Raw genomic sequence first — 15,132 nt, forward strand, 5'->3', positions numbered from 1 at the left:
ATACTAATTCTATGATTCAACGTAAGAAACATATAATAGTAGATTCTCTCATGATATCATCTCTGGTGTCTTTTCAGAAAAGTTATGATTGATGGATAGGAACCTAAAATATAAAAATCTATAATGTTTATTTCTTCCCCTTTTAGCAACTATAATGACTATTTTCAACACTCTGTGACAAAATAACTTTTATTTTCAATGTTTTGACTCTCGCTTGCATATGGGACCACACTCAACTAATTAATCTCGCTTAATAAGCTCGATTAATGGATTTTCGTTGTGGTCTAGTTCCATCATGCGTCTCGAGTCGACATTGAAAATATACATTTAATGAAATTGTAATTCTATTCAATCATATACTTAGTTTTTACTGTACAAGATCTATAGATTTCCAAGATTACCTTAATCTAATGAATATATAGTTATTTTTAAAAACAATTATATTCCTACTTATCAGTCTTAACGTTTATTTCTCACACTCTTAATAAGAGAAATATATCTCTGAATTTTCCATAACAATGGTTAAAAGTTTAAAATTTGCCTATATCACTCAATTATCTACTGTTCTATAAATTTGTCTACACTATGTTTAGAAACTCATGAAGATGGTATACTATAAATTATCTAACTAGTGTGTTGGCATACGATAGCCCTTTATTTTTTCTGTATTAAATTTTTGTGAAAGAATTTTAAAAAAGTGCTTGTCATCTCGTTAGAGAGTTGCTATAATTTATCTTGTGCTTAAGAACGGCTCCTTGGTCAAGCGGTTAAGACACTGCCCTTTCACGGCAGTAACACGGGTTCGAGTCCCGTAGGAGTCACCATTGAGTTGGTCCCGTAGTGTAGCGGTTAACACGCCTGCCTGTCACGCAGGAGATCGCGGGTTCGATTCCCGTCGGGACCGTAGATGCTCACCCAATAGGGTGGGCATATTTTTTTGCGCTTTTTTAAATGTTGGCGATCTCCTAAAGCTACATTATATTAGTCTTCTTATAGCAACTCCTCAATTACCTTATATTCTCTCTTCTTTTACAAAAGTAACCTCACTACATTTTCTAGAAAGTTCCTCCAATTTATTTTCACCTATTAATAAGTCAAAATATTTCATCAACAAAAATATAATTTAAGGTTTAAATGACATATCATGTCATACCTTATTCGCTAATATAGAAATAAATTCACATATGGGAGGAATTTATTATGAAAAAATTAGGAATAACTTCAGGAATTGTGCTCAGTGGAGCAGTATTATTTGGAGGAATTGGTACATCTCAAGCATATGCAGAAAGTTACAGTTCTGTTGATGCAAGTAACGCAGAGAACATCGCGAAAGAAGTAGCTAAGGATAACGGAATGGATCCTTCAAAACAGAATTTCTTCAAGCCAAAAAGTAGCGGCGATTATTATCAAGTTGAAATTGGTAATAAATCTAACGTAGGTGCAGGTGCTTATCGCGTGCATAAGGATGGTCTCGTTGAATATAGAGATGGTGGCGTGGAGTCTAACCCTTACCATAAAGTAGGTAACTATCACTTCTCAAGCGCTGATTCAAATGCGACTAATGATAGTAAAAATGATACAAATCAACAACAAGACTCTACAAAAGCGCAACACAACCAAGGTAACACACAACAAAACCAAACTAATCCTAGCAACGTTTCACAACAAAATTCAATGCAATTCAACCAAAATAATGAGCAACAAGCACAAGCTCAAAATGTAAAACAATCAAATCAAAGTGATGTACAACAAGCTCAAACATTACCTAACACTGGTCAATCTTCTAATAGTGTTGCTTTAGGCGCACTTGCGATGATATTTGGTATTAGTGTACTTGCTATGAGACGTTTCGTACGTCAATAATCTTCCTCCTCATTGTACAAAGAAAAATTTAATTCACATCTCAAGCGACGTATATTGTCGTACCTGATTCGCTATCATAAGACTAAATACGTTTAGAGGAGGATTATTCATGAATAAAAAGGTGGAATTCGCCCTTTCAATCCTGTTCTTCTGGGTGAAAGGTAGCGTAGCCGTAGACTCTAGATTCGTGAAAGTAAACACGGCTAATGCGATTCTCGGTATCTTTCCAGCGGGACGCGATGCAGAAACGATGCCGTTGAAGAATATTAGCTCTACGAAACTTTCAAGTAAATATAAAATCTTTCCAATGATTATCGGAATATTGATTATGCTCATTGCATTATCACGCTTAGGCACTTCATTCTTTGGTGCACTCATCTTCTTCATTATCGGTGCACTGATCTTTGGAAGTGGCATGTTAACAACATTAATCATTCAAAGAGCAGGTAACGATTATGCAATTTCTGTACCATTTTTCGAGAAAAATAAATTACTGATCGCGCAGAATTCTATTGAAGAAGCACTCGCTCACGATACAGATAAGACAGATTTGAATCAATTCTTTGATAAAAAGGAATCAAATTAGTTCAGACAATTAAAATCTCATCATATACATCACTATTATCACCGTATTCGATCATTAAGCAACTCCTTAGAAGAAAAGGACATGCACAACAAATGAACGGCACAGTCACCTGACACGCATGTACACTCTTCTCAAAGGGGTTGCTTTTACTTATGCATAACCTCGTCTCACTTTTACCTATCGTCTCTTCACGAGCCTCACAACTACAGCATCAAAAAAAGACCTCCGATGTATGACACCGGAAGCCTCGACCTAACTCGTCTTACCATAAGTTAGATAATAAGTTTGTTTGACTACGATCTGGACCTACAGAGAAGATTGAGATATCCACACCGCAAATTTCAGAAATGCGTTCTAAGTAGCGACGTGCATTGTCAGGAAGTTCGTCTAAAGAACGGCAACCTGTAATATCTTCGTCCCAACCTGGAAGTTCTTCGTAAACAGGTTTACAACGTTTCACTTCGTCTAAGTTCGCTGGATATTCAGTGATTGTTTCGCCATCCAACTCATATGCCGTACAAATCTTCACAGTATCTAAACCTGTGAGCACATCAATTGAGTTGATTGAGAGGTCTGTAATACCGCTCACACGACGCGCATGTCGTACGACAACTGAGTCGAACCAACCGACACGTCTAGGACGACCTGTCGTTGTACCGTATTCACGACCGACTTCGCGAATGTGATGACCGTCATCATCAAAGAGTTCTGTTGGGAATGGGCCATCGCCTACGCGTGATGTATAAGACTTACATACACCGATGACTTTAGATACGAAGGTAGGGCCTACACCGCCACCTACTGTCACGTTACCTGCAACTGGGTTACTTGATGTAACGAATGGATATGTACCATGGTCAATATCGAGCATGACACCTTGGGCACCTTCGAATAATACTTTCTCATCTGCTACGAATGCATCGTCTAATACTTTCGCAGTGTCTGTAACGTATGGTGCTAAGCGTTGTCCTGCTTCATAATATGTCTCAAATATCTCATCAAATGTTGGGCATGGTTTATTGAACATACCTTTGAAATACGCATCTTTATATTCAATATTATCTTGTAGACGTTGTTTAAAGGATTCTTTGTTTAATAGGTCAGCCATGCGAATACCGATACGCTGTGCTTTATCCACGTATGCAGGGCCGATACCTTTCTTCGTCGTACCAATCTTGTTGTCGCCACGACGTTCTTCTTCGTACTCGTCTTGTTTCAAATGATATGGCAAGATGACTTGCGCACGATTTGAGATGCGTAAGTTGTCAGTAGATACGCCACGTTCATTTAACGCGTCTAACTCTTTTAAAAGTGCTACTGGGTCTACTACGACGCCATTACCTATCACTGCGAGCTTATCTTTGTAGAAAATACCTGATGGTACGAGGTGTAATTTATAAGTTTCACCGCTAAATTTGATTGTGTGACCTGCGTTATTACCACCTGAAAAACGTGTGATCACATCTGCTTGTTCTGCTAAGAAATCTGTAATCTTTCCTTTACCTTCGTCTCCCCATTGTGTCCCAACTACTACAATTGATGACATATGAGCACCTCCAAGTTTTTCTCAATTTACCATAGAGTATTTTACCAATATCACCTGGAGATTGCAAATAAAAATCGAACATTATTTCAAAGTTGTCAGGAAACGTTAAAGGCGGGTGTTGTAATTGATCTATAGTTTATAAAAGCGATGACATCAACGTTTGAACAACGATTTAAGTTAAAACGTTAACCGTACTTCTATTAATTTAAATTACTTTTAAATGACCAAAAACCGTACAAAGTTAACTAATAAGTTAAAATCATACGGTTTAAAAACTTCGATTATTTATTTTGATCACATATCTGCATGCGCATAATCAATATCAGTAAATTTGTTGTACTGTTTCATGAAATGCAGTTTCACGGTACCTGTTGGGCCGTTACGTTGCTTCGCGATAATAATTTCAATCTCACCATTATCGTCATTCACTTGCGGTTCCATGCCCATGTCACTATCGTCCTCATCATCTTCACCTGCACGCTCGTAATAGTCGTCACGGTAAAGGAAGGCAACGATGTCGGCGTCTTGCTCGATGGAACCTGACTCACGAATATCACTCATCATCGGACGTTTATCCTGACGTTGTTCTACACCACGAGAAAGCTGACTCAAGGCAATCACAGGACATTCAAGCTCTCTGGCAATCGCTTTAAGTGTTCGAGAGATTTCTGAGACTTCTTGTTGGCGATTATCAGAGAACCGTGAGCCACTACCTTGTAGCAATTGGAGATAGTCAATTACGACCATATCTAAGCCATGTTCTTGTTTCAAACGACGACACTTGGAACGGACATCTGACACCCGAATACCTGGCGTGTCATCGATAAATAATTTCGTATGCGAGAGTTTACCGACAGACGTAGTGAAACGATTCCAATCCTCTTCTTCCATCATACCTGTACGTAAGCGGTTGGAATCGACATTTCCTGTACTACAAATCATACGTGTGACGAGTTGATCCGCACCCATCTCTAGAGAGAAGATGCCTACGGTAAAGCCATCTTCGTGCGTGGCCACCTTTTGCGCGATATTAAGAGCGAAGGCAGTCTTACCCACGGAAGGTCGAGCAGCAATAATGATGAGATCATTGCGGTTAAAGCCTGCCGTCATGTTATCTAAATCGCGATAACCTGTAGGAATACCGGGTGTCTGACCACTATTCTGATCGAGCAATTCAGTATTCTCATAGACTTCACCGAGCACAGTGACGATATCTTTAAATCCTTCGCTTTCGCGTGACGAAGAGATTTCAAGTATCCGCCGCTCAGCATCATTGAGGACCTCGTCTAATTCGATTTCACTATTATAACCATCATTGGCGATACTTTCTGCAACTTGGATGAGCTTCCGCTTCGTCGCTAGCTTTAAGACGATGTCAGTATAGTATTGAATATTTCGCGTCGTAGGCACATTGTTCGCAAGTTCCGCGAGATATTGAGGTCCACCCGCTTCACTAAGCCGACCATCTTGAGAGAGTTGATCCATGAGCGTCACACTGTCGATATTCTTGCTTTCCTCATGGATGTGCATCATCGCTCTAAAGATATGTTGATGGGCACTTCTATAAAATGACTCAGGAAGTAAGACTTCCTGAGTTGAGTTCATGAGTTCTGGATCGAGGAAAATGGCACCTAATACAGATTGTTCCGCTTCATTACTATGCGGCATTTGATTGCGTTCGTACATTCCGTCCATTCGTTCTCCACCTCATATCTCATTACTTTGAATTAGTTCTGTTCTACTGTGTGTACGCGAATTGTACCTTCAACTTCTTTATCAAGTTTCACTGGTACATTCGTATAACCTAAAGCGTGAATGCCGTGTGGTAAATCCATCTTACGTTTATCAATTTTGATATCGTGTTGATCTTTAAGGGCTTGAGCGATTTGTTTCGTACTGATTGAACCGAATAACTTACCGCCTTCACCTGTCTTCGCACTTACTTCAACTTCGATGTCTTCAAGACGTGATTTAAGTTCTTTCGCATCGTCAATTTCTTTCTGTCTTTCTTGTTCTGCACGTTTATTTTGTTGTTGAAGCTGTTTCAAATTACCACTATTTGCTTCTACTGCTAAGTTCTTTTTAAAAAGGAAGTTGTTAGCGTAACCTACTGGTACGTCTTTAACTTCGCCTTTCTTACCTTTACCTTTAACATCTTGTGTGAATATTACTTTCATGCGTCTTCACTCCTACTCATTTGTTCTGTTATTGCCTGTTGTAATTGTTCAATTGCTTCTTCGACAGTTAAGTCTTTCAACTGTGTAGCAGCATTCGTTAAATGTCCGCCACCGCCTAATGCTTCCATCGTTAACTGAACGTTGATAGCACCAAGAGATCGCGCTGACATTCCGATAAGATTATCTTCACGTCGTGCTACAACATATGAGGCTTCTACACCATCTAAACTTAACAACTCATCTGCTGCTTGTGCAACAGTAACGGGATGATAGATCTTGTCGTCTGGACCATGGGCAATCGCTACGCCATGATCTTGAAGTTCAACCGTGCGAATCAATTCAGTTCGGTTGATGTACGTATCGATATCATCCTTCAAGAAGTGTTGCGTTAAGATCGTATCCGCACCATGTGCACGGAGATAACTTGCTGCATCGAAAGTTCGTGAGCCTGTCCGCAATGTGAAGTTACGCGTATCGACGATGATACCCGCAAACATCACTGTGGACTCAAGTCGTGTTAAGCGTTGTTCTGTCGGTTGATACTCTAGTAACTCTGTGACGAGCTCTGCAGTAGAGCTGGCGTACGGTTCCATGTAAACCAACAACGGACTGGAAATAAAGCTTTCGCCACGACGATGATGGTCAATGACAACTTTACGATTAGATTTATTCAAGATATTTTCATCTAAGACCATCTCAGGTTTATGCGTATCTACCACTACGAGCGTCGTCTTAGAAGTCATGATATCCCATGCTTCATCGGATGTGATAAAACGTTCTTTCAATTCAGGTTTCTCATCGACCGCGTTCATCACACGTCGCAATGTTGGATCGATATCTGAATCATTAAGCACTACGTAGGCGTCCAAGTTATTCATCATCGCAAAGCGCGTCACACCAATAGCAGCACCAATGGCATCTAAGTCCGGGCGCTTATGCCCCATAACGATGACTTTGTCGCCTTCCATCAAGATATCTTTCAACGCATGAGAAATGACACGAGCTCGCACACGTGTACGTTTCTCCATCGGGTCAGTCTTACCGCCGTAGAAGCGGACATTACCGTTGATGTGTTTGATGGCAACTTGGTCACCGCCACGACCGAGCGCTAAGTCTAGTCCAGATTGTGAAAGCTCACCAAGATCAATGAGATTCTCTGAGCCTTCCCCTACTCCGATACTTAGTGTGAGCTGGGCACGGTAACCTACACTCTTCTCACGTAATTGACTTAAGATATCAAAGTTACTATCTTCAACTTCATTTAAGATACGTTGGTTCAAGTAAGCCACAAACTGGTCTGAGCTATAACGTTTGAAATAGATATTATATTCTGAAGCCCAACGACTGATGACGCGTGTCACCATCGAGTTGATTTCAGAACGTTGAGTATCGTTCATATTTTGTGTGATTTCGTCATAGTTGTCGAGGAAGAGCGTCGCAATAATCGGTTTAGACTCTTCATAGAGTTCATTTGTCTTCACTTCTTCCGTGATATCGAAGAAGTACAGCACACCTTCCTCTTCTGCATAACGTACGCGATAATGGTAGCCATTATCTTCAATTTCTATTTCTTGTGTCTTTTCCAGCTGTTTTAAAATGTTTGGATAAACCTCATTAACTGGGTCTGAAATCACGTTGCGTTCAGCACGTTCAGACATGAATTTGTTCATCCATTCAATATTCTCATTGTCATCTAGGATAATCATGCCGATGGGCAGCTCTTTAATTGCAGTGTTACTGCCAGCTGAAATATGTCCACTTAAGTCATCGACATAATGATCCATCTTATTTAAAGCTTTACGTATTAGAATAATCGAGACGATTGCCATAACGACGAGTATGATAGCCAATACAGTCGCGAAGATTTGATTGATCACAAACCACGCGATGACGATAGCAATACCCGTCAGCAACATTAAGACAAACGGCAAGATTAACGCTTGCTTAGTGGATTGCCGGTTCATTGTTCCACCTCAAATCATTTTTTAATGCGCGCTTTTAAGTTCAACATCATATCTACCATACCTATTAAGACTACAATTGGCGCCATTGCAGATATGAGCGTTCCGATAACCATGAGTAGTATTGTCACGGCTAACGGCATACTTTTCGCTTTACCAAAGAAATGAATTACACTTAATCCCTGAATATACATACATAATGATAACACAACTTGAAAGTTCAATACGATACTTTGGAACGTAGATGGTTCACTATTTGAAGTGAACAGAAGACAGACAATCGTAATGATATAAACAATTAAGATAAACCGTGGCATTTGCCAAGCATATAACGGTCTAAAGATAGGCGTCGCCACTTTAAACTTACGTAAGATTGGGAAAGTGATTAATAAATTAAATAAGACGATAACAAAGATAGTGACGATAATATAACTTGGAAATTCCATCAACGCTTTATTTGTTAAATTATCTACTAATTGATTGTAACTTTCTATGACATTGCTACCATATTGTTGTATATCAGACGGTTGTAGATAATTTAAGACTGATTTCATCGGTTGCACTAAAGTACTCCCAACTGGTAAGCGATGCGTTGCCTGTAAGATGAGTAGTGCAATTAAACTGAATAAACTTAAATATGTCGTCGTAACATAGAAGATGCGTTCTTTCGTTGCACGCTCTTTTAATAATTGCCCAATGACGAAACTTGTGAGCAAGACCACTACAATAGCACTTAATGTGGCTAAGTTGGTAAAGAGCGTCGTGAGAATAACTGTAATTAATGCAGCTATCCCGAAACTTTCTTTCGATTTATGCCACAAGACGATACCAGGAATGGTTGCAAAGAAACACAACACATAACCTATCCAGGGCATAAAATATGTAACTAAAGCTACAATAATAAAGGCGATAATCCCTAGTATTGTCGCTTTAGGGTTAACTTTAGAAAACAAATTTGCCACTCCTATACTCAATTTGACTATAATGCCTATTTTAACCTCTTTGAAAGGTTTATACAATTATTGTCAATTAAGGCATGAACGTGTCTTCCCTATTTCATGCATACCCATTCTTCCTATGTGTTACGTGTTTTAACGTCGAACTTTAGACTTTTTCAAAAAATGATATAAATTAGGTGCCCAATCGTTAAAGTTGAGTAAAAATCCATCATGCCCCACGTTATCGGGTACGAAGAAGTGACGATGATATTGGAAGCGTGACCCCATCGCTCGAACTTGATCATCTGGATAAATTAGATCATCGGTAAAGCCGAGTGTCAGAACTTTAGTATCTAACTGAGCTAAGACTTCCGCCACGTCGGTACGATCGCGGTCGAGATTGTGGCTATCAAGCACATCAAGCAACCTTTTATAACAAGCCACGTCAAAACTTTCTTTAAACTTGTCACCTTGATGATGTTGATAAGACACTACTTGTTCAGGTGTAAAACGCGCTTCGTAACTCTTTGAAGACCGATAAGTTAAGAAACCGAGTTGGCGTGCAATACTCAACCCTTCCTTTCCGCCTATGTGAATAGTTTGTCGTGCAATATCGTTAAACGCGCGACTATAAGATGAAGTCTTATCTGTCGCAGCGAGAATTACAGCTTTCTCAACTTGAAACTGGCGATTGTAGAGCAGTTCCTGGACTTGCATACCACCTAGAGAACCACCGATGAGGATAGCGATACGCTCAAACCCTAGTGCTTTCACTCCACTTTCAATCGCTCGGACAATATCACGCAACGTCAGACGTTGAGGAAATTTAGGATCGTTGAGCGGTGAACTCGAACCAAATGGACTTCCGATGACATTAAATGTCAGAAACTGGTAATCATGAATCGGCAAATAGCCCCCATCAATAATTTCACGCCACCATCCCGGTTCGTCATCTGTACCATACGTCAGATGGTTCCCTGTCAACGCATGACAAACGAGTACAAGTGGTTGGCCTTGATACCCTACATGTTCATAACGTAGTTTTAAATTCTCAATTAGTTCCCCAGATTCTGTATAAAAGTTGCCTAATTCGAGTGTGTCTACAATATATTTCATTTGCTGTATACCTCCTTGTTAATGAACTTATCGCTACCCCTCCCCTACTCTGCTTTATAAAAAAAGTCTCCTACTCGACCAAAAGTAAGAGACTCACATCACCTTATTACTCGAGTTGCATCGTTGGTTGTAGCACCGTACTGATAAAGCCGGTTGCTGAAGTTTCATAGGGCCAAATCCCTCCACTTCTCTCAATAAGTTCATTATTTGATTAGCGTTTCGTGATTAGATTAAAGTTAATTCTAATCGAATATTCCGATAATTACAACAGTTATTGTATCGTTATGAATTCTTATTGCGTTATCTAGCTCACTACATCTTAGAGTAGGACGCTTAGTTACAAGGGGTAAGTCTGACGTTTGTCTGAAGTAAGACTGACGGAAGTGTTAGTGTTGTTCCCTCATTCTCCTGCCACTGTAGTCATACAATACTTTCAGGTGCTAAGACTAAATATCTACATCGACTATCTCTTCAGCATTCACAGTATTAAATATTTTACTGAAATAACTTTTCTTTCCAATAGAAAACGGCAATTCCACAATTAATGAGAATTGCCGTTTCAATATATTTTATCTTAACTTGTAACTCATTAAGTCGTTGATTATTTATCTAACGTAATCTTAGTCTTACCGCCCATGTAAGGTACAAGCGCTTCAGGAATTGTAATTGAACCATCTTCGTTTTGGTAGTTCTCAACAATTGCTGCAAATGTACGACCTACAGCAAGACCACTACCGTTTAATGTATGCACAAATTCTGGTTTCGCATCTTTATCACGTTTGAAGCGGATGTTTGCACGACGCGCTTGGAAATCTGTCACGTTAGAGCAAGAGCTGATTTCCTTGTACTCATTGTAGCTTGGTAACCATACTTCAAGGTCGTATGTCTTGCTTGCGCCGAAACCAATGTCGCCTGTACATAAGTTCACACGACGATATGGTAATTCAAGTTCTTCAAGGATTGATTCCGCATTCTGAGTTAACTCTTCAAGCGCATCCCAAGAATCTTCTGGTTTCTCGTAACGTACCATTTCTACCTTATCGAACTGGTGAAGACGGATTAAACCACGAGTGTCACGGCCTGCAGATCCAGCTTCACTTCTGAAACAAGCTGTTTGTCCTGTGAATAAAGCAGGAAGTTGATCTTTATTAAGAATTTCATTGCGATAGAAGTTTGTGAATGGTACTTCTGCAGTTGGGATTGTGTAAAGTCCTTCTTTTTCAACTTTAAATAAATCTTCTTCGAATTTAGGAAGTTGACCTGTACCGTACATTGAATCAGCGTTGACAAGTTGTGGTGCCATCATTTCAGTATAGCCTTGTTGTGTCGTATGTTTCGTAATCATGTAGTTCATCAACGCACGTTCTAATAATGCACCGTCGCCAGTTAAGAAGACGAAACGTGCACCTGAAACTTTCGCTGCACGGTCGAAGTCAGCCATCTTCAATTCTTCAACTAAATCCCAGTGTGGTTTCGCCTCGAAATCAAATTCTCTTGGCGTACCCCAACGTTTAAGTTCAACGTTGTCTTCGTCAGATTCGCCTTCTGGGACATCATCATGGATTAAGTTTGGAATGCCAGCTAACGTGTCATGTAATTCTTGGTCTACGTCATTAAGTGATGTATCGATTTCTTTAATCTTGTCACCTAATTCACGCATTTCTTTAATAACGTCATCCGCATCTTCTTTGTTGCGTTTCTTCTCAGGAATTTCACCACTAACGCGGTTACGCTCTGCTTTCATTTCCTCAGTCTTGCTGATGTAGTCACGGCGTTTTTCATCTAGTTCTAGGACTTTGTCCACAACTGATGAATCCATACCACGCTTCGCAATCTTATCTTTGACCATGTCTGGTTCTGTACGGAATAATCGAATATCTAACATCTGTCTATCTCCTTTGAAATATATTTAGGTTAAAGCGCATAAAAAAGACCACATCCCCGACAAGGGACGTGGTCTCTACGCGTTGCCACCCTATTTAACAGCTTAATTTGATAAATTAAGACTGCGCTCTCACTTAAATAACGGTAATTGCCGATTGTTCACATCTGTAGGTAGATTCATATTAAGGATCATTGCCTGTTCGCACCAACCACAAGCTCTCTGAAATCATCACATTAATACTACTTAGCCTACGAACAATAGTGATATTTGAATTATCTTAAATATAGCAAATTGTTTAAAAATTTTCAAGACAGTATAAGCTATTTATTTAAAATGGCAAATTTCTAAACTTATTGTTCATCACTGCTATAAGCATCATCACGTAGATATTGTGCGACCGCTTCAATATCTTTATGGAACTGACGATCTTCAGTAATTGAAGGCACGATGCTACGTAACGCTTCGTACTTCGCTAAAGTGCGCGGCGATAATTTTTCAACACCTTGATGTTCGACTGCTTGTAGCGCAATAATACATTCGATTGCAAGTACTCGACGGGCATTTTCCACAATTTGATAGCCGTGACGAGATGCAATCGTTCCCATAGATACGTGGTCTTCTTGGTTAGCGGAAGACGGAATGGAGTCTACGCTTGCTGGATGCGCTAACGTTTTATTCTCAGACACGAGACTCGCAGCAGCATACTGCATAATCATCGCACCACTTTGAAGACCTGGTTCCGGACTTAAGAACGCGGGCATACCATGGTTAAGTTGTGGATTCACCAATCGCTCAAGGCGACGTTCTGCCACATTTGCCAACTCTGACACACCGATTTTTAAGAAATCAAGCGCAAAAGCAACAGGCTGACCGTGGAAGTTACCGCCAGAAATCACGAGTGTTTCGTCATCTTCGTCAAAGATTAAAGGATTGTCATTTGCCGCATTCATCTCAAATTCAAGTTTCTCTTTCACATAATTGAACACTTGGAAGCTCGCACCGTGAATTTGTGGAATACAACGTAAAGTATACGCATCTTGTACACGTAACTCAGCTTGACGTGTCGTCAATTGAGAGCCTGCTAACCAATCTCTCATACGTTCAGCAACATCGATTTGTTCTTGATAATTACGTGCTTTGTGAACTTGCTCATTGTAAGCATCTGTAATCCCGTTAAGAGATTGATGTGTTAACGCCGCAATCCATTCAGCTTGATAACCTAAATCTTCCGCTTCGATATACGAAATCACGCCTTGTGCTGTCATCGCTTGCGTACCGTTGATTAACGCTAAGCCTTCCTTCGCTTGAAGTGTATGTGGTTCACGTCCTAGCTCTTGTAACACATCTTTACTATCACGCACTTCCCCTTGATAAACGACTTTGCCTTCGCCAATCAGTGCTAACGCTAAATGTGAAAGCGGTGCTAAATCTCCTGAAGCACCAAGAGACCCTTGTTGTGGAATGACCGGTACGATGCGGTGATTAATAAAGTAGATGAGTTGATCAATCAGCCCAACTGTCACGCCTGAATGACCCTTCAACAACGTGTTTAAGCGTAAGACCATCATAACTAACGCTACGTTGTCTGCGAACGGTTCACCTACACCACATGCGTGAGAACGAATCAGATTGACTTGTAATTGATTGTACTGCTTGTCATCGATACGCACATCACTAAATAAACCAAAGCCAGTAGTTATGCCGTAAATCGTCTCTTTATCTCGAATGATGCGCTCCACTGTGGCACGACTGTCTTTCACACGTGATAATGCTTGGTCTGTGATTTCGACTGTGTCGTTGTGAGCTAGAAAGCGTTGAATGTCTCGAATCGTCAGTTGTTCACCATTTAATTGTAAAGTCATTATCCCATCTCCCTTTATATTCTCTATTTCTTTAAAAGTATACGCTTACATACCGATTGCGACAATGCTTATCACGAAGTCCGTAATATGGTATTGAATTAGCATATTAACAGAATAAAGGAGGTGTGATGAGAATCAGGGTTATAGCCGCCATTATTTTTACTCATTTCTATTGACGAACAAGAATACGAGGTATAGTATGTTCTATTGTATTTAGAAGATTAACGAATCAATCGACAGTAATGTCACAGAGCAAAGATATATTTCGTGACTTGAAGTCAAAGGGAGGTTGCCAATATGCAAACTTTAACAACACCTACTATTCCACGTCGTAATCCAGAGACACATAAAGGGGACTATGGCAGAATTCTACTCATCGGTGGAAACTCTAATATGGGTGGTGCAATTATGATGGCTGCGACAGCCTGTGTGTATAGCGGAAGCGGACTGATCACAGTAGCCACACATCCGAATAACCACGCAGCACTACATTCTCGCTGTCCAGAAGCGATGGTTATTGATATTAACGACACTAAAGCACTTACGCAACACATTGAAAGCGTAGATTGTATCCTTATTGGTCCTGGTCTCGGCTGTGACTTTAAAGGTAACAATGCAATTACGTTCTTACTTCAGAACATTCAAGAGCATCAAACACTCGTCATTGATGGAGATGCGATTACAATCTTCAGTAAATTGAAACCGCAGCTTCCTAATTGTCGCATCGTCTTCACACCTCATCAGAAAGAGTGGGAACGTTTAAGTGGTATCGAAATTGCTGATCAAACACCTGAACGTAATTTGGAAGCCGCACAGAACTTAGGTGCGACAATTGTGTTGAAACAGCATGGAACTGAACTTTATTTCAAGAACGATACGTATAAATTAGATATTGGTACTCCAGCCATGGCGACAGGTGGCATGGGTGATACGCTTGCTGGTATTATCACAAGTTTCGTCGGTCAGTTTGATGATTTAGAGGAAGCGGTTAAAAGTGCAACGTACCTTCACAGCTATATCGGCGAGAACTTATCAAAATCAATGTACGTCGTGCCTCCTACGCAGATTATCAATCAAATTCCATATACGATGAAAGAATTAGAAGAGTCTTAAGTGGGGCTTTCGTAGGGATAAACTTTTTTAAAAAGATAAATATATAAGCGGGATCGTCCAATTAAGTTGAAGAAGTGAAAGAACT

The 15,132-nt window shown here is 40.0% G+C and carries 11 protein-coding genes, 2 tRNA genes, 1 riboswitch and 1 other annotated feature; of the genes, 5 read left to right on the top strand and 8 right to left on the bottom strand.

What is annotated here, in order from left to right:
* The first annotated feature begins 749 nt into the window (after positions 1–749).
* The 4 genes from CD039_RS10760 to CD039_RS10775 all read left to right on the top strand — a co-directional run bounded on the left by CD039_RS10760 (position 750) and on the right by CD039_RS10775 (position 2,449).
* A tRNA-Glu gene (locus CD039_RS10760) sits at positions 750–824 on the top strand.
* A gap of 7 nt (positions 825–831) precedes the next feature.
* Positions 832–904 (top strand) — tRNA-Asp (locus tag CD039_RS10765).
* 296 nt (positions 905–1,200) lie between these two features.
* The gene (locus CD039_RS10770) at positions 1,201–1,863 is read left to right on the top strand and encodes an LPXTG cell wall anchor domain-containing protein (protein WP_103372315.1); all 663 of its coding nucleotides are present in this window, start codon (positions 1,201–1,203) and stop codon (positions 1,861–1,863) included.
* Between the two features lie 109 nt (positions 1,864–1,972).
* Entirely contained in the window at positions 1,973–2,449 is a 477-nt protein-coding gene (locus CD039_RS10775; protein ID WP_103372316.1) for a hypothetical protein, read from the top strand.
* A gap of 262 nt (positions 2,450–2,711) precedes the next feature.
* Here CD039_RS10775 and CD039_RS10780 read toward each other — a convergent pair whose 3' ends face one another.
* The 8 genes from CD039_RS10780 to hutH all read right to left on the bottom strand — a co-directional run bounded on the left by CD039_RS10780 (position 2,712) and on the right by hutH (position 13,934).
* Positions 2,712–3,995 carry an adenylosuccinate synthase gene (locus CD039_RS10780; RefSeq protein WP_103372317.1) on the bottom strand — a complete coding sequence of 428 codons (1,284 nt, stop codon included), beginning with the start codon at positions 3,993–3,995 and terminating at the stop codon, positions 2,712–2,714.
* 294 nt (positions 3,996–4,289) lie between these two features.
* A complete protein-coding gene (dnaB, locus tag CD039_RS10785) occupies positions 4,290–5,690 on the bottom strand; it encodes a replicative DNA helicase (RefSeq protein ID WP_103372318.1) in 1,401 nt (466 codons plus the stop codon).
* 32 nt (positions 5,691–5,722) lie between these two features.
* Positions 5,723–6,172: a 50S ribosomal protein L9 gene (gene rplI, locus CD039_RS10790; protein WP_103372319.1), complete on the bottom strand. Its 450-nt coding sequence runs from the start codon at positions 6,170–6,172 to the stop codon at positions 5,723–5,725.
* The gene (locus CD039_RS10795; RefSeq protein WP_103372320.1) at positions 6,169–8,136 is read right to left on the bottom strand and encodes a DHH family phosphoesterase; all 1,968 of its coding nucleotides are present in this window, start codon (positions 8,134–8,136) and stop codon (positions 6,169–6,171) included. The genes rplI and CD039_RS10795 overlap by 4 nt, the downstream gene beginning before the upstream one ends.
* A gap of 14 nt (positions 8,137–8,150) precedes the next feature.
* Positions 8,151–9,086, bottom strand: a complete 936-nt coding sequence (locus tag CD039_RS10800; RefSeq protein WP_103372321.1) for a DUF2232 domain-containing protein — start codon at positions 9,084–9,086, stop codon at positions 8,151–8,153.
* A 138-nt stretch (positions 9,087–9,224) separates the two neighbouring features.
* Positions 9,225–10,187 (bottom strand): homoserine O-acetyltransferase MetX, encoded by a 963-nt coding sequence (gene metX / locus CD039_RS10805; RefSeq protein ID WP_103372322.1) that lies wholly within the window; start codon positions 10,185–10,187, stop codon positions 9,225–9,227.
* Positions 10,188–10,287: 100 nt separating this feature from the next.
* Positions 10,288–10,388, bottom strand: a riboswitch (SAM riboswitch).
* A 400-nt stretch (positions 10,389–10,788) separates the two neighbouring features.
* Positions 10,789–12,072, bottom strand: a complete 1,284-nt coding sequence (gene serS / locus CD039_RS10810; protein WP_103372323.1) for a serine--tRNA ligase — start codon at positions 12,070–12,072, stop codon at positions 10,789–10,791.
* Positions 12,073–12,131: 59 nt separating this feature from the next.
* Positions 12,132–12,337: a binding site (T-box leader), on the bottom strand.
* 85 nt (positions 12,338–12,422) lie between these two features.
* Positions 12,423–13,934 (bottom strand): histidine ammonia-lyase, encoded by a 1,512-nt coding sequence (gene hutH / locus CD039_RS10815; RefSeq protein ID WP_103372324.1) that lies wholly within the window; start codon positions 13,932–13,934, stop codon positions 12,423–12,425.
* Positions 13,935–14,231: 297 nt separating this feature from the next.
* Here hutH and CD039_RS10820 point away from each other — a divergent pair, with 297 nt between their 5' ends.
* Entirely contained in the window at positions 14,232–15,047 is an 816-nt protein-coding gene (locus CD039_RS10820) for an NAD(P)H-hydrate dehydratase (RefSeq protein ID WP_049410130.1), read from the top strand.
* Positions 15,048–15,132: the final 85 nt, after the last annotated feature.

The organism is Staphylococcus argensis, assembly GCF_002902305.1.
Classification (GTDB): domain Bacteria; phylum Bacillota; class Bacilli; order Staphylococcales; family Staphylococcaceae; genus Staphylococcus; species Staphylococcus argensis.